Source organism: Pantoea sp. UBA5035 (assembly GCF_002415245.1).
Taxonomy (GTDB): Bacteria; Pseudomonadota; Gammaproteobacteria; order Enterobacterales; family Enterobacteriaceae; genus Pantoea; species Pantoea septica.
In genome coordinates this window covers 44,949-67,480 of sequence record NZ_DICD01000010.1, presented here as the reverse complement: position 1 = coordinate 67,480, position 22,532 = coordinate 44,949, and the positions used below count along the sequence as shown (strand labels likewise).

Below are 22,532 nucleotides of genomic sequence, written 5' to 3'. Positions count from 1 at the left end.
GCTCCCCGCAGGGAGCCTAAAAGTTAGCGCACCAGACAGGGACGTTTATTGTCGAAGGTCCAGTTCGGTACGAGAAACTGCATCGCCTGCGCATCGTCGCGCGCGCCCAGTCCATGTTTTTGATACAGCGCGTTGGCCAGCATCACCTGATCCATATCCAGCTCGACGCCCAGCCCCGGCTTCTGCGGCACCTGCACCATGCCGCCTTTGATCTGCAGCGGCTCTTTGGTCAGGCGCTGGTTGCCCTCCTGCCAGATCCAGTGGGTATCGATGGCGGTGATAGCGCCTGGCGCAGCGGCCGCGACGTGGGTGAACATCGCCAGCGAGACATCGAAGTGGTTGTTGGAGTGCGAGCCCCAGGTCAGGCCGAAGTCGTGGCACATCTGCGCCACCCGCACCGAGCCCTGCATGGTCCAGAAGTGCGGATCGGCCAGCGGAATATCGACCGACTGCAGCGACAGCGTGTGGCCCATCTGCCGCCAGTCGGTGGCGATCATATTGGTGGCGGTCGGCAGCCCGGTGGCGCGGCGGAACTCCGCCATCACCTCGCGGCCGGAATAACCCTGCTCGGCGCCGCACGGATCTTCCGCATAGGCCAGCACCCCTTTCAGCTGCTTGCCGAGCAGGATCGCCTCGTTGAGCGACCAGGCGCCGTTGGGATCGAGCGTAATGCGCGCCTCTGGAAAGCGCTTCGCCAGCGCCGTCACCGCTTCCGCCTCTTCGCCGCCGCGCAGCACGCCGCCCTTGAGTTTGAAGTCGTTAAAGCCGTACTTGTCGTACGCCGCCTCGGCCAGCCGCACCACCGCGTCCGGCGTCAGCGCCTCTTCGTGGCGCAGGCGATACCAGTCGCAGGCCTCATCTTCCTGGCTCTGGTAGGGGAGCGCCGTCTTTTTACGGTCGCCGATGTAGAACAGGTAGCCGAGCATCTCAACGCGGTCGCGCTGCTGTCCGTCGCCCAGCAGCGTGGCGACGTTGACCTGCAGATGCTGGCCCAGCAGGTCGAGCAGCGCCGCCTCAATGCCGGTGACCACGTGAATGGTGGTGCGCAGATCAAAGGTCTGGCTGCCGCGCCCCGATGAATCGCGATCGGCGAAGGTGCTGCGCACCAGGCTGAGTACGTTTTTGTACTCGCCAACCGTTTTGCCGATCACCAGCGCCGCCGCATCTTCCAGCGTCTGGCGAATTTTCTCGCCGCCGGGAATTTCGCTGACGCCGGTGTGGCCCGCGTTATCCTTGATAATCACGATATTGCGGGTGAAAAAAGGCGCGTGCGCGCCGCTCAGGTTGAGCAACATGCTGTCATATCCGGCTACCGGAATAACCTGCATCGCTGTGACTTTCGGTGTCGAACTCATCTCCTGCTCCTTACACTGTGGCGCGGCCGAATGCCGGGCGCTTACGGTCGAACGTCCAACCGGGAATCAGATACTGCATGGCGGTAGCGTCGTTACGCGCGCCCGCCGGCAGCGATTTAAAGAGGTCGTTGGCCTGGCGCAGCCGATCCCAGTCCAGCTCGACGCCGAGCCCCGGCGCGTCGGGCACGGCGATTTTGCCGTTGCGGATCTGCAGCGGCTGTCTGGTCAGGCGCTGGTCGCCCTCCTGCCAGATCCAGTGGGTATCGAGCGCGGTCGGAATGCCCGGCGCCGCTGCGCCGACGTGGGTAAACATCGCCAGCGAAATATCGAAGTGGTTATTGGAGTGGCAGCCCCAGGTAAGGCCCCACTCGTCGCAGAGCTGCGCCACGCGCACCGCGCCGCTCAGCGTCCAGAAGTGCGGATCGGCCAGCGGAATATCGACCGCGTTGAGCATCACCGCGTGGTTCATCTCGCGCCAGTTGGTGGCGATCATATTGGTGGCGACCGGCAGCCCGGTGGCGCGGCGGAACTCCGCCATCACCTCGCGGCCGGAATAGCCCTGCTCGGCGCCGCACGGATCCTCTGCGTAGGTCAGCACTTCGCCCATGCCTTTGCAGAGGCGGATCGCCTCGTCCAGCGTCCATGCGCCGTTGGGATCGACGGTAATGCGCGCGTCCGGAAAGCGCCGCTTCAGCGCCGCCGCGGAGGCTATCTCCTGCTCGCCCGGCAGCACGCCGCCTTTGAGTTTGAAATCCTTAAAGCCATATTTGTCCTGCGCCGCCTCCGCCAGACGCACCACCGCGTCGGGCGTCAGCGCCTCCTGATGGCGCAGGCGATACCAGTCGTGGTCGCCGTTCTCGCCGCTCTGGTAGGGCAGATCGGTTTTACAGCGGTCGCCGATATAGAAGAGATAGCCCAGCACCGTCACCTCGTCGCGCTGCTGGCCGGGACCGAGCAGCTCCGCCACCGGCACGCCGAGGCACTGGCCGAGCAGGTCAAGCAGCGCCGCTTCCAGCGCGGCGACCGCGTTGACGCGCAGCTCGAAGGTCCAGGCGCCTTTGCCGAAGGTGTCGAAATCGGCCGACTGGTTACCCTTATGCACCTGCTGCACCAGCCGGTTCATGCGCGCCACCTGCTGGCCTTCGACCTGCGGGATCGCCTCCACCAGCGTCTGGTAGATGGTGTCGCCGCCCGGCGCTTCGCCGACGCCGGTATGTCCGGCGCTGTCGGTCAGCACCACGATATTGCGGGTAAAGCAGGCGTTATGCGCGCCGCCGATATTCAGCAGCATACTGTCGTATCCGGCGACCGGGATTACCTGCATGCGGGTAATCACCGGTGAGCTTTGCGTAGACATACTCTCTCCTTATGTCCGCGGTTTCAGTTCGATACGTTTGATATCGCCCGCAATCACCAGGAAGCTGAAGGCGGCGACGAACGCATGGATGCCGACATAGATCAGCGCGCCTTCAAACGAACCGCTGGTGGCGATGATGTAGCCGATAGCGATAGGCGTGACGATGCCGGAGAAGTTGCCAAACATATTGAACAGGCCGCCGCTCAGGCCGCTGATCTCTTTCGGCGCGGTATCCGCCATCACCGCCCAGCCCAGCGCGCCAATGCCTTTGCCGAAGAAGGCGAGCGCCATAAAGAACACCACCACCCATTCGGTGTCGCTGTAGTTACACATCACCATGCTGATAGAGAGCAGCATGCCGAGCACGATAGGCGTTTTGCGCGCGATGTTAAGCGAGCCGGTTTTACGCATCAGGTAATCGGAGATGACGCCGCCCAGCACGCCGCCGAGAAAGCCGCACACCGCGGGAATCGAGGCGATCATCCCCGCTTTCAGAATTGACATGCCGCGCGCCTGCACCAGATAGACCGGGAACCAGGTGATAAAGAAGTAGGTGAGCGCGTTGACGCAGTACTGGCCGAGATAGATGCCCAGCATCATGCGCGAGGAGAGCAGCTGCTTGATCTGGAACCACTTCTCATCCCAGCTCACTTTCTGCTGCGCCTTTTTCGCATCCATATTGATCAGCGCGCCGCCCTGCTCCATATACTCCAGCTCGGCTTTATTCACGCCAGGATGGTCGTTGGGATCGTGGATCACTTTCAGCCAGATAAAGCTGAGGATGATGCCAAGACCGCCCATAAACCAGAACACGTGCGCCCAGCCCACTTCTGATACCAGCCAGCCCATAATCGGCGCAAAAATCACCGTGGCGAAATACTGGGCCGAGTTAAAGATGGCGACGGCGGTACCGCGCTCCTGCGCCGGGAACCAGGCCGCGACGATACGGCTGTTGCCTGGGAAGGATGGCGCTTCTGCCAGACCAACCATAAAGCGCAGCATGAACAGTGAAACCACAATGCCATAGCCGCTAAAGACATCGACAAAGCCCTGGAGCAGAGTAAAAAGCGACCAGAGGAAGATACTCCAGAAGTAGACGCGTTTTGATCCAAAGCGGTCCAGCAGCCAGCCGCCTGGGATCTGGCCGATAACGTAGGCCCACGAGAACGCCGAGAAGATGTAGCCCAGTCCGACCGAGTCGAGGCCGATATCTTTCGACATGGCGGAACCGGCGATAGAAATGGTGGCGCGGTCGCCGTAATTGAACGAGGTGACGATAAACAACATCACCACGATCCAGTAGCGGGCGTTGGTGCGCTTCTGCACCGCTTCCGCCGTCTGGCTGTAACTATTCATGATGCACTCCTGAAATATAGCGTTCGCTACATTCGCTCTGACTGCATACACATCGCGTTGGGTATCAGAGAGAAGTCGGGTTAAACACGGCGATTTTTTATAGGGGCAAACCGATAGTGCGTCGTGACGAATAACCTAACGTCGTATAACGAAAGCCAGTATAGGAATGACAAAAGGCGGAGGCACTGGAAGAACGCCTGACAATTAAGCCGCTAATGCACGCATTGTCTGGCAGTTGCACAGCCGACTGCGGCGCGCCTCACGGAACCCGGTTTTTCCCGCCCGAAATGGCGATTAATTAAGCGAAGGTCGGCGCCTTTGTGAGACTCTTCACTTGCTTTTGGAAAAGCGAACCAAAAAGCAGCGGAAATGGGTGTAAATGCCGGACAGTTGCACAATGCGGCGGGCAACCCGCGTTCATATACTAAGGCTGGCAAATCCGATGTGCGACATGAAGAACGATAACGCGCCGCCACGTACGGCGCGCCAGGCCACTGACCCGGCCTGCGGGCAGGCTTTCGCCTGCGAAGGCACTTTATTAATGACTCGCGTATGCATGACTGGAAGGTGAGCGATGAACCGAATTCTCAATGAGCCGCCGCTTTATATCAAAGTCCATGAAGATGACAATGTCGCTATCGTGGTCAACAACCAGGGGCTGCCGGCAGGCACGACCTTTCCCGACGGGCTGACGCTGACGGAGCATGTGCCGCAAGGGCATAAAGTGGCGCTCGCCGCCATTCCGCAGGGCGCGGCCATTCTCCGCTATGGCGAAGTGATCGGCTATGCGCTGCGCGATATCGCGCAAGGCGGCTGGATCGACGAGTCGCTGGTGGCACTGCCCGAAGCGCCGCCGCTCGCCAGCCTGCCGCTGGCGACTAACGTGCCGCCCGAGCTGCCGCCGCTGGAAGGCTATACCTTCGAAGGCTACCGCAACGCGGACGGCAGCGTCGGCACGCGCAACCTGCTCGGCATTACCACCAGCGTGCACTGCGTGGCGGGCGTGGTGGACTATGTCGTGCAGATTATCGAGCGCGATCTGCTGCCGAACTACCCGAACGTCGATGGCGTGGTGGCGCTGAACCACCTTTACGGCTGCGGCGTGGCGATTAACGCGCCGGCGGCGGTGGTGCCGATCCGCACCATTCATAACCTGGCGCTGAACGCCAACTTCGGCGGCGAAATCATGGTGGTGAGCCTCGGCTGCGAGAAGCTGCAGCCCGAGCGTCTGCTGACCGGCACCAGCGACGTGCAGGCGATCTCGCTGGACGATAGCGACATTGTGCGTTTGCAGGATGAGCGCCATATCGGCTTCGGCGCGATGGTGGAAGAAATCCTCAGCGTGGCGAAAAGGCACCTTGAGCGTCTCAACCGCCGCCAGCGCGAGACCTGCCCCGCCTCCGCGCTGATTGTCGGCACGCAGTGCGGCGGCAGCGACGCCTTTTCCGGCGTGACCGCGAATCCCGCCGTGGGCTTCGCCTCCGATCTGCTGGTGCGCTGCGGCGCAACGGTGATGTTTTCCGAAGTGACCGAAGTGCGCGACGCTATCCATCTGCTGACGCCGCGCGCCATTAATGAAGAGGTGGGCAAGCGGCTGCTGGAAGAGATGGCGTGGTATGACGACTATCTCGATCAGGGCCAGACTGACCGCAGCGCCAACCCTTCGCCCGGCAATAAAAAGGGCGGACTGGCGAACGTGGTGGAAAAAGCGCTGGGATCGATCGCCAAGTCGGGCCGCAGCGCTATTGTCGAAGTGCTGTCGCCGGGCCAGCGGCCGACGCGGCGTGGGCTGATTTACGCCGCCACGCCCGCCAGCGATTTCGTCTGCGGCACCCAGCAGATGGCGTCGGGCATTACGCTACAGGTCTTTACCACCGGACGCGGCACGCCTTACGGCCTGGCGGCGATTCCGGTGATCAAGATGGCGACGCGCAACGCGCTGGCCGATCGCTGGCACGACCTGATGGATATCAACGCCGGCACCATTGCCACGGGCGAAGAGACTATCGAGCAGGTTGGCTGGCGGCTCTTCCACCTGATTCTGGATATTGCCAGCGGCCGCCAGCAAACCTGGTCGGATCGCTGGGGCATTCGCAATCAGCTGGCGGTGTTCAATCCGGCGCCGGTGACCTGATAAGGACGCGCGCTGCGCTGCGGCAGCGCGCGATTAACTCACAGCTGTTTTCCCCAGGCCTCGACCCAGGGCGAAGTGACCGTCTCCGGCTCAGGATCTTCGGTTGCGTCCACCAGCAGCACCGCGCCGACGCGCTGCGCGCCCTGCTCCTGCAACAGCGCGTCAAAGGTTTTGCCCGCACCGCAAAAGTGATCGTAGCTGCTGTCGCCGAGCGCGATGACGCCGTAACGCAGCGTCGGCTGATAGCCCAGCTTATCTTTCACGTCGTGATAAAGCGCAGCGATGTTGTCGGGGAAATTGCCCTGGCCGGTGGTCGAGGTGATCACCAGCGCGACGTCGCCGCCGTATGCCTGCCACTGCCCGAGCGTCGGATCGTCATAGAGCGCAACCTCGTGACCCTGCGCCTGTAAAACAGGCTGCGCCTCTTCCGCCACCAGCAGCGCGTTGCCGTATACCGTACCTACAAAAATGCCAATCTTCGCCATGTGCCTGCTCCTTAAGCTGAGGTGCTATCCTCGCCTGCCGCGGCGGCAAACTCAAGCCCTGCGGCGGCGAACGCCGCCTGCCAGCCGAACTCGCAGGCCAGCCGGTGCCAAACCGCATCCAGCCCGGCGCGGATCACCAGCGGTTCGCCGGTCACCGGGTGCGTCAGCGCCAGGCTGCTGGCGTGCAGCATCAGGCGGTCGGCGCCGAAATGCTGCGCCGCGCCGCGATTTTGCCGCAGATCGCCGTGGGTGGTATCGCCGATAATCGGATGACGCAGATGCGCCATATGGCGGCGCAGCTGATGCTTGCGGCCAGTGCGCGGCGAAAGCTGCATCAGGCTGTAGCGCGCGCTCGGATAGCGGCCAATCGCCACCGGCATTTCCGCCCAGGCCAGCGCCTGATAGTCGGTCACCGCCGGCTGCGGCGCGCGCGCTTCCGTGGCGAACTTATCGGCAATCTTGTCTAGCTCTTCCACCAGCGGATAGTCGAGCGTGCCGCTCTCCTGCAGCCAGCCGCGCGTGACCGCGTGGTAGGTTTTCTGCATCTGATGCTGCTCAAACTGCTGCGACAGCAGGCGCCCGACGTCGCTGGAGAGGCCCATCAGCAACACGCCGGAGGTCGGACGGTCGAGCCGATGCGCGGTAAAGACGTGCTGGCCGATCTGGTCGCGCACGGTCTGCATCACCACCACCTTCTCTTTGCGATCCAGCCAGCTGCGGTGCACCAGCCAGCCAGCGGGTTTATTGACCGCCACCAGCCATTCATCCTGATAGATAATCTCCAGCATCAGGCAGGATCGTCCATAAACAGCGCGTCGAGCTGGGTCAGGCTGTGCAGAATCGGCGCATGGCCCGGCGTGGCGGCGGTCAGCGCGACTTCAAAATAGGGGGCGATAGCAAAATTTTGCGGCAGCGGCTGCTGCGCGGCGATAAGCGCCCGCATACGCGGAATGAGAACCCACTGCAGCCATTCGAGCGGCTCCAGCGTGTCGAGACAGAAAGGCTGGCTGCTGGCGAGGGCGCTGGCGGACGGGGGCGTTTCCTGCCAGTGATGGTGATCGCGCAGCAGCGCTTCGAGCTGCTCCAGCCGTTGTAACAGTAAAGGGGTCATAGGCCACCTCCAGCGAGCGGTAAATTCGGGCCGCAAGCATACCACCGCCGGACGCGGGCGCAAAAAAAGGGAGCACTGTTAAAACAGTGCTCCCGGTTCGTTTGCAGCTTTCCCGCTACTTTGATGCTCCCTGCCTCATCCGTGACAACTTTTCCTGTGCGCCGTCCTGCGCTTATCGTCCTGATAATTCCTTTGGCTTCCAGGCCCGCCGCGCATCATGTGCGGCTCTCGTTCTCCTTCCTGGAGGTGTCCCTGACTCTCTCCTGAGTATCCTGCTTCATCCTGAAGCCTTCCGTGTGACGTAAACTCCGTTACGGTCCCGCCTCCTGGCATGACGTATCCTGACGCTATCTTCAATCCTCTGGCTTCCTGCCAACTGCTGACTATTCTGGCAGAGGCCGCTGAATAAACAAGGTACTAAACAGCGTTACATTATTTGTTTATAGACCAGATTTAGGAGTAATGCCATTAAGTCAATGATTCACAATCTTTTTACATTCAGGCCTTCTGGATGTCTCTTGAGAGAAATGCCAATCTCTCACAGCACATGTAAGAGATATCTCACAAAGTCACTGGCGATTATCTGCAAAGCCCGGCATAACCACCTGTAAATTCTTAAGAAATATCTGAGCATTTTCCGCCAGAATTTCACGTTTTTTGGTGCCGGGCTGTTCAAGAATCACCTCGCCGGTCAGGTTGCAAATCGAGACGATCTCCTGTTCCGATTCGGTGGCGGCGATAAACAGCGTCGGCGTCTGTTTCAGGCGGCGCTTCATGATCAGATGCCCGATCAGATTCTCCTGCAGCCGCAAAAAATCCTCTTCGCTCCAGACCTGCAGTAGCGACAGCTCAAGGTGCGCACAGCGCGCCGTCATATCGCCCGCGAACTGTGTGGTGTAAAAGGCGGCGATATCCTCCTGAAGCGTGATCTCCAGCGCGCGCTCTACCGCTTCCAGCGTGGCGGGCAAGGTAAAGGGCTGCGGCTGCCACCATACCTCATCCGCCTGGGTAGCGATAATGCAGGGCGACGGCACGCCATAAAGCGCCTGGCTGGCGGGCGCGTGGCCGGTGCGCTGTTGCCAGGCGTCGTAGTAGCGGGCGGTAAATTCGCGCAGGGCATCCACAGTCTGTTGCATCACTCTTTTTCTCACGTCTGATGGGTTACACTTATCCACTTTGTTTTGTATCACGGGTAACCGCTATGTCTTTATATGAAAAGGATCAGGCGCTGAGCAACCTGACCCTGGGCAAACCCACAGCCTATCACGATCAATACGATCCCAGCCTGCTGCAGGCGGTGCCGCGCAGCCTGAACCGCGCGCCGCTGGGACTGACGCCCGATTCGCTGCCCTTTACCGGCGCGGATATCTGGACGCTCTACGAGCTCTCCTGGCTTAACAGCAAGGGCGTGCCGCAGGTGGCGCTGGGCGAAGTGGTGCTGAACGCCACCAGCGAACATCTTATCGAGTCGAAGAGCTTTAAGCTCTACCTTAACAGCTTTAACCAGACGCGCTTCGCCAACTGGGGCGACGTGCGCCAGACGCTGGAGCGCGACCTCAGCGCCTGCGCGCAGGGCGAGGTGAGCGTCGCGCTGTTCCGCCTGAGCGAAATCGAGGGCCAGCCCATCGGTCAGTTTAGCGGTTACTGCATCGACGAGCAGGATATCGCCATAACCGACTACAGCTTTAATGCCGACTACCTTTCCGGTGCGGCGGGCGGCGAAGTCGTGGAAGAGACGCTGGTCAGCCATCTGCTGAAATCCAACTGTTTGATCACCAATCAGCCCGACTGGGGTTCGGTGATGATCCGCTACAAAGGCCCGCGCATCGACCGCGAAGCGCTGCTGCGCTACCTCATCTCTTTCCGCCAGCACAATGAGTTTCATGAGCAGTGCGTAGAGCGCATCTTTAACGATCTGCTGCGCTTCTGCCAGCCGCAGCAGCTTACCGTCTATGCGCGCTACACGCGCCGCGGCGGCCTGGATATTAATCCGTGGCGCAGCAACGTGCCTTTTACGCCAGGATATTCTCGTCTGGCGCGTCAGTAGCTTTGCGAGGCCTCTCGCAGCCTGCGCGTCAGAGGTTGCGTTCCCCTTGAGCATTGAGGGTCGACAAGGCACTCTGGTAAAGGCGGCGATCGGAGGATCGCCGACCAGGGATTTTCGCCACCGCAACGGCGGTGTCATTAGTCACCCAGGCGGGTGTAACGGAGTTCATTTGATTACGCATATCAGCCCTCTTGGCTCGATGGATCTGCTCTCTCAGCTGGAAGTGGACATGCTCAAGCGCACCGCGAGCAGCGACCTTTACCAGCTGTTTCGCAACTGCTCCCTTGCCGTACTGAATTCAGGCAGCCAGACCGACAGCAGCCACGAACTGCTTTCCCGCTTTGAAAATTTCGACATCAACGTGCTGCGCCGCGAGCGCGGCGTCAAGCTGGAACTGATCAATCCGCCGGAAGAGGCGTTTGTCGACGGACGCATTATCCGTTCGCTGCAGGCCAACCTGTTCGCCGTGCTGCGCGACATTCTGTTTGTTAACGGTCAGCTGGCGATCGCCGGCATGGAAGAGGCGCCGCCGGATGATTCGGCGCATATCACTAACCAGGTTTTCTCTATTCTGCGCAACGCCCGCGCGCTGCACATTGGGGAATACCCGAATACCGTGGTCTGCTGGGGCGGCCACTCCATCAACGCGGTGGAGTATCAGTACTGCCGCAACGTCGGCACCCAGCTGGGCCTGCGCGAGCTGAATATCTGCACCGGCTGCGGGCCGGGCGTAATGGAAGCGCCGATGAAAGGCGCGGCGGTAGGCCATGCGCAGCAGCGCTACCGCGACAGCCGCTTTATCGGTCTGACCGAGCCGTCGATTATCGCCGCCGAGCCGCCGAATCCGCTGGTGAACGAACTCATCATCATGCCGGATATCGAAAAACGCCTGGAAGCCTTTGTGCGCATCGCGCACGGCATCATTATTTTCCCGGGCGGCGTGGGTACGGCGGAAGAGCTGCTCTACCTGCTGGGCATTATGATGAATCCGCAGAACCACGAGCAGGTGCTGCCGCTGATCCTTACCGGCCCGCAGGAAAGCGCCGACTACTTCCACGTGCTGGACGACTTTATCGTCAATACGCTGGGCGAAGCGGCCCGTCGTCACTATAAGATCATTATCGACGACGCCGCCGAAGTGGCGCGCCTGATGAAGAAAGCGATGCCGCAGGTGAAGGAATATCGCCGCGAAACCGGCGACGCGTACAGCTTCAACTGGTCGATTCGCATCTCGCCCGATCTGCAGAAGCCGTTTCTGCCGACCCATGAAAATATGGTCAACCTCAATCTCTACACCAGCCAGCCGGCGGAGCAGCTGGCGGCGGATCTGCGTCGCGCCTTCTCCGGCATTGTCGCCGGGAACGTGAAAGAGATCGGCATACGGGAAATCCGCGAAAAAGGGCCCTATAAGCTGCACGGCGAGCCGGACATTATGCGCCGCATGGATGAATTGCTGCAGGGCTTCGTCGCTCAGCACCGCATGAAGCTGCCGGGCACCGCCTATATCCCCTGCTACGAAATCATTAAATAAACCGCAAGGAAGGCAGTCCTGCTGGGCTGCCGTTTAGCTTATGTCATTTCACCTTCTTATCGTGGACGCGCTCAACCTGATACGTCGTCTGCACGCAGTACAGGGATCGCCCTGCGTCGAGGGTTGCGTCGCGGCGCTGCGCCAGCTTCTGGGGCATACGCAGCCGACCCACGTCGTGGCGGTATTCGACAGCGAACAGCGTCACCAGGGCTGGCGGCATCAGCTGCTGCCGGACTATAAAAGCGGCCGACCGCCGATGCCGGAGGATCTGCATGCCGAACTGCCCGCGCTGCAGGAGGCGTTCCGTCGCATCGGCGTTAGCTGCTGGATCGCCGAGGCGGATGAAGCGGACGATTTGGCCGCTACGCTGGCGGTAAAAATGGCGCAGGCGGGCCATCAGGCGACCATCGTCTCTACCGACAAAGGCTACTGTCAGCTGCTGGCGCCGCAGATCCGCATCCGCGACTACTTTCAAAAGCGCTGGCTGGATCTGCCTTTTATCGAAAATGAGTTTGGCGTCGCGCCGCAGCGCCTGCCCGATTACTGGGGGCTGTGCGGTATCAGCAGCAGCAAGATCCCCGGCGTAGCGGGCATCGGCCCGAAAAGCGCGAAAACGCTGCTGCAGACGTTTGGTACGCTGGAGGCGGTCTATGCGCAGCTCGACGAGGTGCCGGAGAAGTGGCGCGCGAAGCTGGAGGCCGGGCGCGAGTCCGCCTTAATCAGCCGACAGGTTGCCATGCTGAAGCAGGATTTGGTGCTGCAGGGGAATCTGAAAACGCTGCGCTACGAAGGCCAGGCGCCGCAGCGCCCGGCCTGAGGCTAACGTTCGTCGCGGCGGCCCGGTATGGCGCCCCAGATGCGGCGAATATGCACCGTGACCTCTTCGCGGTCGTGATAGAGCTGACGGGCGCGGATCTGCGCGTTGATGCCCAGCGCCTTCAGCGCCTCGTCGATCATCGCCAGGTTCTGCGTCACCTCTTCGTAGCGCTTTTTCATCGGCAGCTTGAGATTAAAGATCGCCTCGCGGCACCAGCCGTTGACCAGCCATTCGGTCATCAGGCTGGCGACGCGCACCGGCTTCTCTACCATATCGCACACCAGCCAGTCGTTATTGTTGCGCGTCGGGCGAAACTTAAAGCCGTCCTCGCGGCAGTGGGTGACCTGCCCGGTATCCATCAGGCTCGGCGCCATCGGACCGTTATCCACCGCGTCAACCCACATGCTGCGCTTCACCAGCTGATAGGTCCAGCCGCCGGGACAGGCGCCGAGATCGACCGCGTGCATGCCGCCCGCCAGGCGCTCGTCCCATTCGTCGGCGGGAATAAAGACGTGAAACGCCTCCTCCAGCTTCAGGGTCGAGCGGCTCGGCGCATCGGCCGGGAATTTCAGGCGCGGAATGCCCATATAGAACGGCGAATTGTTGCCGACGACAGAGTAGCCAACGTAGCAGGCGCCAGGCGCGATAAAGAAGACATGCACCACCGGTCGCTTCGCGCTTTCGTAATTAAGCAGGATCCCCGCTTCGCGCAGGCTGGCGCGCAGCGGCACGGTAAACTTGCGGCAAAACTTCGTCAGCTCTTTCGCTTCGTTAGTATCCGGCACCTCGACGCGCAGTTCGCCGCCCTTCTCCACCACGCCGGTCAGCATGCCGACAATCGGCGCGATGCGATCGTCCGGCGGCAGATCTTTCAGCAGTTCGCCGACCACCAGCATCTGGCGGGCGAAGATCAGCGTATCGAAAGGCAGATCGCGCGCCAGGCGATCGGCGTCTTCGTGCTGATAGCACTCGAACAGCACATAGCCGCTGTTCTCTTTTACCCGCGGGAAACCGTAGATTTCACGCTCGGCGGCGCAGGCGGCGATTTCCGCGGCGCACTCTTTTTCAAACCCGGGACGGCAATAGAGTAAAACTTTATTCATGGCGATCTGCCTTTCGTTTAAGACGCAGCGCGCCAATCAACATCAGAAACCAGCCGACCAGGAAACAGAGGCCGCCGACCGGCGTAACAAAAACCCAAAACTTCAGATGCGACAGCGCCAGAGAGTAGAGGCTGCCGCTGAACAGCACAACGCCGAGGGCCAGAAAGGCGCTGCTCCAGTAAAACCAGAGATTAGCGCGGCGCAGCATCGCGGCGCCCAGGCCGATGACCGCCAGCGTATGGTACGCCTGATACTCCAGCCCGGTATGGATCCAGGCCATTTCCGTTGGCCCCAGAGAACGGCTTAAAACGTGGGCGCCAAAAGCGCCAAACGCCACCAGCAAAAACCCGCTGATGGCGGCAAAAATAAACATGGCACGACTGGACATCTGACTATCCTCAAGGTGCATCTGTACATCAGGCTACAGAAATCAATTAGTTAGTGATCGTAGCGAAAGCGGAATTTTTCTTGTTCGCTGGCGGCTTTCGCGATGATCCACTGTCGAAAGGCGGCTATTTTACCCAGTTCTGCCTGGCTGTCATGACAAACCAGATAAAAAGCGTTTTTACTCACCAGCACGTCGTTGAACGGACAGATCAATCGGCCGGCTTCGATTTCGCTCTGCGCCATCACGTTGTTCGCCAGCGCCACGCCCTGGCCGTGGATCGCCGCCTGCAGCACCATGGCGCTGTGGCTGAAAATCGGCCCCTGCTGGACGTTAATATGCTGCAAGCCTAGCTGCCGGATATAGGATTGCCAGTCGCGCCGCGAAGCGTCATGCAGCAGCGTGAAGCGCGACAGATCCATCGGCGTTTTCAACGGATTGTCGCCGGTCATCAGCGCGGGCGAACAGACCGGCAGCAGATATTCGGCGTAAAGTTTTTCCACTCGCAGTCCCGGCCAGTTGCCGCGGCCGTAGAAAATCGCTACGTCGACGTCGTCGGCCAGCTTCTCTTCATCGCGATCCACCGCCTGAATACGCACGTCGATGCCCGGATAAGCCATATTAAAGCTGGAGAGCCGCGGCACCAGCCACTGAATGGCGAAGCTGGGCAGCAGGCTGACGGTTAAGGCGCCCTTCGCGCTACGCGCCTGAAGTTTGCGCGTCGCGTCGTTGAGCGCGGTGAAAATCTCTTTGATATCGAGATAGTAGCTTTGCCCCTCTTCCGTCAGCAGCAGCGAACGATTTCTCCGGCGAAACAGCTTAAGTCCCAGAAAATCTTCCAGCGATTTTATCTGATGGCTGACGGCTGCCTGGGTGACGAACAGCTCTTCGGCGGCTTTGGTAAAGCTGAGATGACGCGCCGCAGCGTCAAACACGCGGAGTGCATTAAGAGGAGGAAGGCGTTTCGACATGGTTTTCCGTGCTCGGATCAGGGGCAATACGCGTGCGCTTATAAAAAGCGGTCACATATTAGTTTTAGTAATCCGATGCATTATAAATTGTCCGTTGAGGAAGCTCCAGCAAATACCTATAGTTGCCGCACTTCCTGAGCCGGAACGAAAAGATTTCAGGATTTGTGAGTGAGTTCGCAGATTTCCGGGAAGCTTTTGGCTTGTGGTCGTGATGTTGTGTTTGCATTTTGATCTGACGCTTGCAGATCAAGCTTTTAATTCCTGTAGATTTACCCTGTCTGTCCATAGTGATTTTGAATAGCACCGCAAATTGCGGTGCTTTTTTTTTGCCTGCAGCAGACGCCGGAGCGCTTACTGCATCTCAACCATCTCTTTGACGTCGGAGCGGTTAATCTGCTGCTTGTTGCCGTTAGCGTCTTTATAGCTGATCATACCGGTATCGCTGTCTACTGAAGGCTTGCCTTCTGAGACAATGGTGCGACCATCGTTGGTATGCATAACATAATTGCTTGAACACGCGGCCAGAGTAAAAGCCATAGCGCAGACAGCCAGCACTGCTGAAAGTTTTTTCATTTTCTATCTCCTTGTAGATGATTGCATCAAACCGCCCGCGTTGGCTAACCCTAGTCAAATCGACTAAAGAAGGTTGCTCCTTGTGCGGGTTTTGGTTTAAACCTTGCATTAATCAGCATAACGCGCTTTTACAGCTTTGCCAGGAGAGAGCCAGGCTTTTGATCTGGCCCTGTTTATTTGTATGACGAGACAAAGCATGACCGCATTCAATCCCACCGCCTTCCGCCAGCAGTTTCCCGCGCTGAGCGACGCCGGTGTTTATCTCGACAGCGCCGCCACGACGCTCAAGCCTCAGGTGGTGATTGATACCACGCAACAGTTTTACAGCCTGAGCGGCGGCACCGTGCATCGCAGCCAGTACGGCGCGGCGCGTCAGCTTACCGAGCGTTATGAACAGGCGCGGCATCAGGTGGCGCGCCTGCTGAATGCCGCGCACGGCCACCAGATCGTCTGGACGCGCGGCACTACGGAGGCGATCAATCTGGTCGCCAACGGCTGGTTATTGCCGCGGCTGAAGGCCGGCGACGAGATCCTGGTGAGCGAGGCGGAGCATCACGCCAATCTGGTACCCTGGCTGATGGCGGCGCAGGCGCGCGGCGCGAAGGTGGTGAAATGGCCTGTCGGCGCCGATCGCCTGCCGGATATCGCGCTGCTGCCGTCGCTGCTTAACGCACGCACCCGGCTGCTGGCTATCGGCCAGATGTCTAACGTCACCGGCGGCTGTCCCGATCTGGCGCAGGCGATCGCGCTGGCGCACGGCGTCGGCGCGAAAGTCATGGTCGACGGCGCGCAGGGCGTGGCGCACTGCCCAACCGACGTGCAGGCGCTGGATATCGACTTCTACGCCTTCTCCGCCCATAAAGTCTACGGCCCGACCGGCATCGGCGCGCTCTATGGCAAAGCCGAGCTGCTGGAGGAGATGTCGCCGTGGCAAGGCGGCGGCAAAATGCTGACCCATGTCGATTTTAACGGCTTCACGCCGCAGCCCGCCCCCTGGCGCTTCGAGGCCGGCACGCCGAACGTGGCGGGCGTGGTGGGACTGAGCGCCGCGCTAAGCTGGTTTGAGCAGTACGATCGGCTGAAGGCGGAGATGTGGAGCCAGCAGCTTGCCAGCCTGGCTGAAGAGCAGCTGGGCGAGTTTCCCGGTTTCCGCAGCTACCGCGCGGGCCGGACGAGCGTGCTGGCGTTTGATTTCGCAGGCGTGCACCACAGCGATATCGTCACGCTGCTGGCGGAACAGGGCATTGCGCTGCGCGCCGGTCAGCACTGCGCGCAGCCGCTGATGGCGGCGCTGGGCGTGAGCGGCACGCTGCGCGTCTCTTTCGCGCCCTATAATAATTTACAGGATGTCGACGCGCTGACGCGCGCCGTCTATACCGCGCTCGATCTGCTCTCTGAGGAGGAAGCATGAGTCAGGCTCTGACTGGCCCGCACCCGTTTGGCGATCTGATTACCCTGGACGGCCTGAAAGAGAAGTTCGCCCATTTTCAGCAGTGGGAGGATCGCTATCGCCAGCTGATCCAGCTCAGCCGCCAGCTGCCTGCTCTGCCGGAGGCGCTGAAAACGGCCGATATCGAGCTGACCGGCTGCGAAAACCGCGTCTGGCTCGGCAGCCAGCTACGCCACGACGGCACGCTGCATTTCTACGGCGACAGCGAAGGCCGCATCGTGCGTGGTCTGCTGGCGGTGCTGCTGACCGCCGTGGAGGGAAAAACGCCGCAGGCGCTGCTGGCGGAAGATCCGCTGCAGCTGTTTGACGAACTGGGGCTGCGCGCCCAGCTCAGCGCCTCGCGCAGCAGCGGATTAAAAGCGCTGGCGGAGGCGGTACATCAGGCCGCGCGCGCGGCGCGCGCCTGATGTTCTAGACTGCCTGACGCGCCGCGCGCGCCAGATACTTCTTCAGCGCATGGGAAACGGCGACAAAGCCGAAGGTGGCAGTCACCATGGTGGCCGCGCCGAATCCCGCTTCGCAATCCATTCTTTTCGGCCCTTCAGCCGTGCTGCGCGCGGCGCAGACGCTGCCGTCCGGCTGCGGATACATTAGCGCTTCGGTTGAGAAGACGCAGTCGACGCCCAGCTTGCCTTTGCTGTTTTTCACCACGCCGAGCGCCTTTAGCCGCTCGCGCAGCTTAGCCGCCAGCGGATCCTGAATTGTCTTCGCCAGATCGGCCACCTGGATCTGGGTCGGATCGATCTGGCCGCCCGCGCCGCCGGTGGTGATCAGCGGGATCTTGTTGCGGCGGCACCAGGCGATCAGCGCCGCCTTCGGCCGCACGCTGTCGATGGCGTCAATCACGTAGTCGTAGCCCGCCGCCATCAGCTCGGCGGTATTGTCCGGCGTGATGAAGTCGTCAATGCAGATCACCTCGCAGTCGGGATTGATGGCGCGCAGCCGCTCAGCCATCACCTCGGTTTTCGCCTTGCCGACGTTGCCGTTCAGCGCGTGGATCTGCCGATTGGTATTGGTGATGCAGACATCGTCCATATCGATCAGGGTAATTTTGCCGATGCCGGTGCGCACCAGCGCTTCCGCCGCCCAGGAGCCGACGCCGCCGATGCCGATCACGCAGAAGTGCGCCGCGACGAAACGCGACAGCGCATCCTGCCCATAAAGACGTGCCGTGCCGCCAAAACGCTGACGCCAGGCGTCGTTAACCACACTCATAATTAACCTTGTCACCTCGTGCGGGCCGCGCGGCCCGCCGAGAAATCAGTTTGAACCCAGTAACAGAGAGCCATTATCGCCGTTTTGCGGATTGCTGAACAGCGGCTGTCCGGCGCCCGGCGCTGCCTTCAGCACCCAGACACGGCCGTAATGGTTATAGAAGCCCGCCAGGTGCGCCGCGTCGGGCCCGATGCCCTGATAGATGTCAAAGTGCTGGCCTTTGATGGCCCCGCCGACGTCCAGCGCCACCATCAGGCGCATCTCATACTTACCGTTGAACTTGCCTTTTTCGTTGAGCTGCGGCACTTCCGCCAGCAGCGCGGTTCCCGCCGGGATCAGCGAACGGTCCGACGCCACAGAGGCCTTCGCCACCAGCGGCACCGCGCTCGCGCCGCGCACCGGCGTATAAGGTTCCGGCTTGAAGAAGACGAACGACGGGTTGGTTTCCAGCAGCGCGCGCACCTCCTGTTCAGAGTGCGACGCCGCCCAGTCGCGAATCGCCTGCATCGACATATCCTCGCGTTTCACCTCGCCGCGATCGATCAGCTCTTTGCCGATGCTGTGATAGGCCCAGCCATTTTTGCCGCCGTAGCCGAAGAAGGTCATCGGACGGCCGTCGCCGTAGTCGACGTAGCCGCTGCCCTGCACGTCCATAATAAAGTTATCGATCAGCGAATTGCTCCAGCCGATAACGTAGCGTTCGTCCAGCGCGCCGCTATAGATAGAGGCGCGGCTCGGCAGCTTCGCGCCGCGCTTGCGTGGCGGCATGCGGTAGATGGGGTACTGGAATTCCCCCTGACGCGTATAGCGCGCCTGCACCACCGGCGTGTAGTAGCCGGTAAACTGCACGTTGCCGTAGTTGTCGGTGCCTTCCATCTGGAAGGCGTTCAGGCCGAACTGGCGCAGCTGACGCGTATCGGCGCCCGCCATCAGCCAGCTTTCAATCGCGCTGTAGGTGCCGGTGTGGCGACCATACAGGGCGGAAGAGGCGGACTGGATCTGCCGCACCTGCTCGCCAAAGTCTCTGCCGTTCACCGGTCGGCCTTTGGCATTCGGCTGGTTAACCAGCGCCAGCGGCTGTTCCAGCTTGCCGTCCTTATATTGCTGCCCGCGATCGGTCGGCTTCGAGCTACAACCCGCCAGCAGCGCAAACATTGCACCTGTAAGTGCGTACTTCGCCCAGTGTCCTTTATTCATCGCCGTCTCTTTTATTCATCAGTGTTCGCCCCGCGACGATAGCAAAGCGTCTGGCAGATTGAAATCCGCCTGCCCCTTCCGCGCGCGCGGCTGTGCGATAATTAGTCAGATGGAGAAAATATTCAGCAAACAGTCCCTAATTTGACGCTTCGCGCTAAAAAGGGGTTGCATCATCAGCTCCAGGAGGTATAGTGCGCATCCACGGACGCGGGATGGAGCAGCCTGGTAGCTCGTCGGGCTCATAACCCGAAGGTCGTCGGTTCAAATCCGGCTCCCGCAACCAACTCTTCTTTGAAGAGACAATGTGAAAAAAGACGCAATGCGCACTACGGACGCGGGATGGAGCAGCCTGGTAGCTCGTCGGGCTCATAACCCGAAGGTCGTCGGTTCAAATCCGGCTCCCGCAACCAACTCTTCTTTTGAAGAGACAATGTGAAAAAGACGCAATGCGCACTACGGACGCGGGATGGAGCAGCCTGGTAGCTCGTCGGGCTCATAACCCGAAGGTCGTCGGTTCAAATCCGGCTCCCGCAACCAACATTTAAGCACCTGAAAGGGTGCTTTTTTGTTTTTGTACTTTGTGAAACCGGGACGGCCTGCGCCATCCCCTCTCCTCGCTTTAGCGTCGCGCCCCGCCCTTGTCGAAGTAAGCCTTTATGCCATGGAAAATCGCCTCCGCCACCTGCTGCTGATAGCGGCTGGTGCGCAGCTTGCGCTCCTCCTCCACGTTGCTGATAAAGGCGGTTTCCACCAGAATCGACGGAATATCCGGCGCCTTCAGCACCGCGAAGCCCGCCTGATCGACGGTCCGTTTGTGCAGATGGTTGATGCGTCCCATGCGATGCAGCACCTCTTTGCCGAACGCCAGGCTGTCGTGAATGGTCTGGCGCTGCACCATATCCAGCATGGTGTGGTCGAGATAGCGATCGCCGCTCTTGCTGACGCCGCCGATAAGATCCGATTCGTTCTGCGTTTGCGCCAGGAAACGCGCCGCCGCCGAGGTGGCGCCTTTGGTGGAGAGCGCGAACACCGAGGAGCCGCGCGCGCTGCGGCTGGTAAAAGCGTCGGCGTGTATTGAGACGAAGAGATCGGCGCGCTGCTTGCGCGCTTTCGCCACCCGAACCCGCAGCGGAATAAACACATCTTCGTTGCGCGTCATATAAGCCTTCATATTCGGCTCTTTGTCGATCAGCGCCTTGAGCCGTCGCCCCATCTTCAGCACGATATCTTTTTCACGCGTTTTATATTTGCCGTGCGCGCCGGGATCTTCGCCGCCGTGTCCTGGATCGATCATCACGATCATCGGCCGATCGCGCCCCGCCTTGCCGGGCAGCGGCGCGCTCGCCGGCTCGTTACGCTCCAGATCGCCCTTATTGTAATCCTTGAGCAGCGCCAGCAGCGGATCGTCTTCAGCGCTCTCCTGGCTCGGATAGAGATCCACCACCAGCCGGTGTTTGATGCCGGCCACCGGCGCCAGGGTAAAGGTTTTCGGCGCGACGTTGCGTTTCAGCTCCAGCACGATACGCACGGTATTGGCGTCGAACTGCCCGACCCGCGCGTTTTTAATAAAGGGATCGTTGACGCGCACCAGCTTGTCGACGCCCTTCAGTACCGGATTAAGATGCATATTCTCGATATCGATAACCAGCCGATCCGGATGCGAAAGCGCGAACTGCTTATAGTGAAGCGGCACGCTGGACTCCAGCGTCATGCGCGAATAGGTCGAAGATGGCCAGATGCGTACCGCGACGATATGGTTTTTTGCCGCCAGGCCTGTGCGGCTGACGCTCAGCAGCAATAATGCGCCGGTTCCCTGCAGGAGCCTTCTGCGGGAAATTAGGGGATTTGATTCTGACATGCCGCTCCAGCTGCTCTGTTCTGTCTAAAAAAGCGCCACTTTAATAAACGGCGCTGAAAACTTTAGCCCATCCCTTTGGCGAAGTCATCCAGGAAAAGCCAAATAATGCAGTCTCTTAGCAGCGAGCGCACCCGAAAAAACGTAAATTTACGTCAGGTTTAACGCTTGCAAATAGCGCTCTAAAAGAATAAAAATACAAAAATTACGAATAATCATTCATTGAGGTTTGCCGTGAAGGAACGTAGTACTGAGCTGGTTCAGGGTTTTCGCCACACCGTTCCCTATATCAATGCCCACCGGGACAAGACCTTTGTCATCATGCTGGGCGGCGAAGCGATCGAGCACGAGAATTTCAACAGCATCGTTAACGATATCGGCCTGCTGCACAGTCTCGGCATTCGCCTGGTGGTGGTCTATGGCGCGCGTCCGCAGATCGACGCCAGCCTGGCGGTGAACCAGCTGGAGCCGGTTTACCACAAATACACCCGCGTGACCGACGCGCAGTCGCTGGAGCTGGTAAAGCAGGCGGCGGGACGGCTGCAGCTCGACATCACGGCGCGACTCTCAATGAGCCTGAATAACACGCCGCTGCAGGGCGCGCATATCAACGTGGTCAGCGGCAACTTTATTATCGCGCAGCCGCTGGGCGTGGACGACGGCGTCGACTATTGCCACAGCGGGCGCATTCGCCGCATCGACGAAGAGGCGATTCATCGGCAGCTGGATAACGATGCGATTGTGCTGCTCGGTCCGGTGGCGGTCTCCGTGACCGGCGAAAGTTTTAATCTGACGTCGGAAGAGGTCGCCACCCAGCTGGCGATTAAGCTGAAGGCGGAAAAGATGATCGGCTTCTGCTCCGAGCAGGGCGTGACCCGCCGCGACGGCACCATTATCTCTGAGCTGTTCCCGAACGACGCGCAGGCGCGCATCGACGAGATGGAGAGCGACGGCGACTACCTTTCCGGCACGGTGCGCTTCCTGCGCGGCGCGGTGAAGGCCTGCCGCAGCGGCGTGCGCCGCAGCCATCTGATTAGCTATCAGGAAGATGGCGCGCTGCTGCAGGAGCTCTTCTCGCGCGACGGTATCGGCACGCAGATCGTGATGGAGTCGAGCGAGCAGATCCGCCGCGCCACCATTAACGATATCGGCGGCATTCTGGAGCTTATTCGCCCGCTGGAGCAGCAGGGTATTCTGGTGCGTCGCTCGCGCGAGCAGCTGGAGATGGAGATCGACAAGTTCACCATTATTATTCGCGACAACCTCACTATCGCCTGCGCGGCGCTCTACCCCTTTATGGATGAGAAAATCGGCGAGATGGCCTGCGTGGCGGTGCATCCTGACTATCGCAGCTCGTCGCGCGGCGAGATGCTGCTGCAGCGCGTGGCGCTACAGGCGCGACAGATGGGGCTGGAGAAGCTGTTCGTGCTGACGACGCGCAGCATTCACTGGTTTCAGGAGCGCGGCTTTACGCCGGTGGATATCGAGTCGCTGCCGGAGAGTAAAAAGCAGATGTACAACTACCAGCGGCGCTCAAAAGTGCTGATGGCGGACCTGACCTGAGTCAGGCCAGCCGGCTCATCTTTCAGA

The 22,532-nt window shown here is 60.3% G+C and carries 21 protein-coding genes and 3 tRNA genes; 10 read left to right on the top strand and 14 right to left on the bottom strand.

Annotated elements, in window-relative coordinates:
* Nucleotides 1–23: 23 nt before the first annotated feature.
* The 3 genes from gudD to B3229_RS06755 are packed head-to-tail and all read right to left on the bottom strand — an operon-like array spanning nt 24 to nt 4,068.
* Nucleotides 24–1,355, bottom strand: a complete 1,332-nt coding sequence (gene gudD, locus B3229_RS06765) for a glucarate dehydratase (protein WP_286870175.1) — start codon at nt 1,353–1,355, stop codon at nt 24–26.
* 10 nt (nt 1,356–1,365) lie between these two features.
* A complete protein-coding gene (locus tag B3229_RS06760; RefSeq protein WP_286870174.1) occupies nt 1,366–2,712 on the bottom strand; it encodes an enolase C-terminal domain-like protein in 1,347 nt (448 codons plus the stop codon).
* 9 nt (nt 2,713–2,721) lie between these two features.
* Nucleotides 2,722–4,068 carry an MFS transporter gene (locus B3229_RS06755; protein ID WP_048786940.1) on the bottom strand — a complete coding sequence of 449 codons (1,347 nt, stop codon included), beginning with the start codon at nt 4,066–4,068 and terminating at the stop codon, nt 2,722–2,724.
* A 574-nt stretch (nt 4,069–4,642) separates the two neighbouring features.
* Between B3229_RS06755 and garD the strand changes: the two genes are divergently transcribed.
* Nucleotides 4,643–6,202, top strand: coding sequence for a galactarate dehydratase (garD, locus tag B3229_RS06750; RefSeq protein ID WP_048786941.1), 1,560 nt, complete (start codon nt 4,643–4,645; stop codon nt 6,200–6,202).
* Nucleotides 6,203–6,240: 38 nt separating this feature from the next.
* Here the strand turns inward: garD and B3229_RS06745 are convergent, their stop codons facing one another.
* The 4 genes from B3229_RS06745 to syd form a co-directional block, all read right to left on the bottom strand.
* Entirely contained in the window at nt 6,241–6,687 is a 447-nt protein-coding gene (locus B3229_RS06745) for a flavodoxin (RefSeq protein ID WP_286870173.1), read from the bottom strand.
* Nucleotides 6,688–6,698: 11 nt separating this feature from the next.
* Nucleotides 6,699–7,475: a tRNA pseudouridine(65) synthase TruC gene (gene truC / locus B3229_RS06740; RefSeq protein WP_048786943.1), complete on the bottom strand. Its 777-nt coding sequence runs from the start codon at nt 7,473–7,475 to the stop codon at nt 6,699–6,701.
* Entirely contained in the window at nt 7,475–7,798 is a 324-nt protein-coding gene (locus B3229_RS06735; RefSeq protein ID WP_048786944.1) for a YqcC family protein, read from the bottom strand. The genes truC and B3229_RS06735 overlap by 1 nt, the downstream gene beginning before the upstream one ends.
* Nucleotides 7,799–8,367: 569 nt before the next feature.
* The gene (gene syd, locus B3229_RS06730) at nt 8,368–8,937 is read right to left on the bottom strand and encodes a SecY-interacting protein (RefSeq protein WP_286870172.1); all 570 of its coding nucleotides are present in this window, start codon (nt 8,935–8,937) and stop codon (nt 8,368–8,370) included.
* Nucleotides 8,938–8,999: 62 nt separating this feature from the next.
* On the opposite strand from syd, the gene queF reads away from it, so the two are divergent.
* From queF to xni, 3 genes are all read left to right on the top strand, one after another.
* Nucleotides 9,000–9,845: an NADPH-dependent 7-cyano-7-deazaguanine reductase QueF gene (queF, locus tag B3229_RS06725; RefSeq protein ID WP_048786946.1), complete on the top strand. Its 846-nt coding sequence runs from the start codon at nt 9,000–9,002 to the stop codon at nt 9,843–9,845.
* Nucleotides 9,846–10,014: 169 nt separating this feature from the next.
* Nucleotides 10,015–11,376 (top strand): nucleotide 5'-monophosphate nucleosidase PpnN, encoded by a 1,362-nt coding sequence (ppnN, locus tag B3229_RS06720; RefSeq protein WP_286870171.1) that lies wholly within the window; start codon nt 10,015–10,017, stop codon nt 11,374–11,376.
* Between the two features lie 40 nt (nt 11,377–11,416).
* Nucleotides 11,417–12,193: a flap endonuclease Xni gene (gene xni, locus B3229_RS06715; protein WP_286870170.1), complete on the top strand. Its 777-nt coding sequence runs from the start codon at nt 11,417–11,419 to the stop codon at nt 12,191–12,193.
* Between the two features lie 2 nt (nt 12,194–12,195).
* Here the strand turns inward: xni and rlmM are convergent, their stop codons facing one another.
* From rlmM to B3229_RS06695, 4 genes are all read right to left on the bottom strand, one after another.
* Nucleotides 12,196–13,296, bottom strand: a complete 1,101-nt coding sequence (rlmM, locus tag B3229_RS06710) for a 23S rRNA (cytidine(2498)-2'-O)-methyltransferase RlmM (RefSeq protein ID WP_286870169.1) — start codon at nt 13,294–13,296, stop codon at nt 12,196–12,198.
* Nucleotides 13,289–13,684 carry a DUF423 domain-containing protein gene (locus tag B3229_RS06705; RefSeq protein ID WP_033752824.1) on the bottom strand — a complete coding sequence of 132 codons (396 nt, stop codon included), beginning with the start codon at nt 13,682–13,684 and terminating at the stop codon, nt 13,289–13,291. Before B3229_RS06705 ends, rlmM begins: the two co-directional genes overlap by 8 nt.
* Before the next feature lie 50 nt (nt 13,685–13,734).
* Nucleotides 13,735–14,652 (bottom strand): transcriptional regulator GcvA, encoded by a 918-nt coding sequence (locus tag B3229_RS06700; RefSeq protein ID WP_033752825.1) that lies wholly within the window; start codon nt 14,650–14,652, stop codon nt 13,735–13,737.
* A gap of 351 nt (nt 14,653–15,003) precedes the next feature.
* Entirely contained in the window at nt 15,004–15,225 is a 222-nt protein-coding gene (locus tag B3229_RS06695; RefSeq protein ID WP_033752826.1) for a YgdI/YgdR family lipoprotein, read from the bottom strand.
* 196 nt (nt 15,226–15,421) lie between these two features.
* On the opposite strand from B3229_RS06695, the gene csdA reads away from it, so the two are divergent.
* Both csdA and csdE read left to right on the top strand, forming a co-directional pair.
* Nucleotides 15,422–16,636 (top strand): cysteine desulfurase CsdA, encoded by a 1,215-nt coding sequence (gene csdA / locus B3229_RS06690; RefSeq protein ID WP_048786950.1) that lies wholly within the window; start codon nt 15,422–15,424, stop codon nt 16,634–16,636.
* A complete protein-coding gene (csdE, locus tag B3229_RS06685) occupies nt 16,633–17,082 on the top strand; it encodes a cysteine desulfurase sulfur acceptor subunit CsdE (protein ID WP_048786951.1) in 450 nt (149 codons plus the stop codon). Before csdA ends, csdE begins: the two co-directional genes overlap by 4 nt.
* A 4-nt stretch (nt 17,083–17,086) precedes the next feature.
* Here the strand turns inward: csdE and tcdA are convergent, their stop codons facing one another.
* Complete coding sequence (gene tcdA / locus B3229_RS06680; RefSeq protein ID WP_286870168.1) at nt 17,087–17,890, bottom strand: tRNA cyclic N6-threonylcarbamoyladenosine(37) synthase TcdA; 804 nt, start codon at nt 17,888–17,890, stop codon at nt 17,087–17,089.
* A gap of 45 nt (nt 17,891–17,935) precedes the next feature.
* Nucleotides 17,936–19,087, bottom strand: coding sequence for a murein transglycosylase A (mltA, locus tag B3229_RS06675; RefSeq protein ID WP_033752830.1), 1,152 nt, complete (start codon nt 19,085–19,087; stop codon nt 17,936–17,938).
* A gap of 206 nt (nt 19,088–19,293) precedes the next feature.
* On the opposite strand from mltA, the gene B3229_RS06670 reads away from it, so the two are divergent.
* The 3 genes from B3229_RS06670 (at nt 19,294) to B3229_RS06660 (ending at nt 19,624) form a co-directional block, all read left to right on the top strand.
* Nucleotides 19,294–19,370 (top strand) — tRNA-Met (locus B3229_RS06670).
* Between the two features lie 50 nt (nt 19,371–19,420).
* Nucleotides 19,421–19,497: transfer RNA gene (locus tag B3229_RS06665), tRNA-Met, on the top strand.
* Between the two features lie 50 nt (nt 19,498–19,547).
* Nucleotides 19,548–19,624 (top strand) — tRNA-Met (locus B3229_RS06660).
* 82 nt (nt 19,625–19,706) lie between these two features.
* Here B3229_RS06660 and amiC read toward each other — a convergent pair.
* Nucleotides 19,707–20,945, bottom strand: a complete 1,239-nt coding sequence (amiC, locus tag B3229_RS06655) for an N-acetylmuramoyl-L-alanine amidase AmiC (protein WP_048781348.1) — start codon at nt 20,943–20,945, stop codon at nt 19,707–19,709.
* A 231-nt stretch (nt 20,946–21,176) separates the two neighbouring features.
* Between amiC and argA the strand changes: the two genes are divergently transcribed.
* The gene (gene argA, locus B3229_RS06650; RefSeq protein WP_286870167.1) at nt 21,177–22,505 is read left to right on the top strand and encodes an amino-acid N-acetyltransferase; all 1,329 of its coding nucleotides are present in this window, start codon (nt 21,177–21,179) and stop codon (nt 22,503–22,505) included.
* Nucleotides 22,506–22,532: the final 27 nt, after the last annotated feature.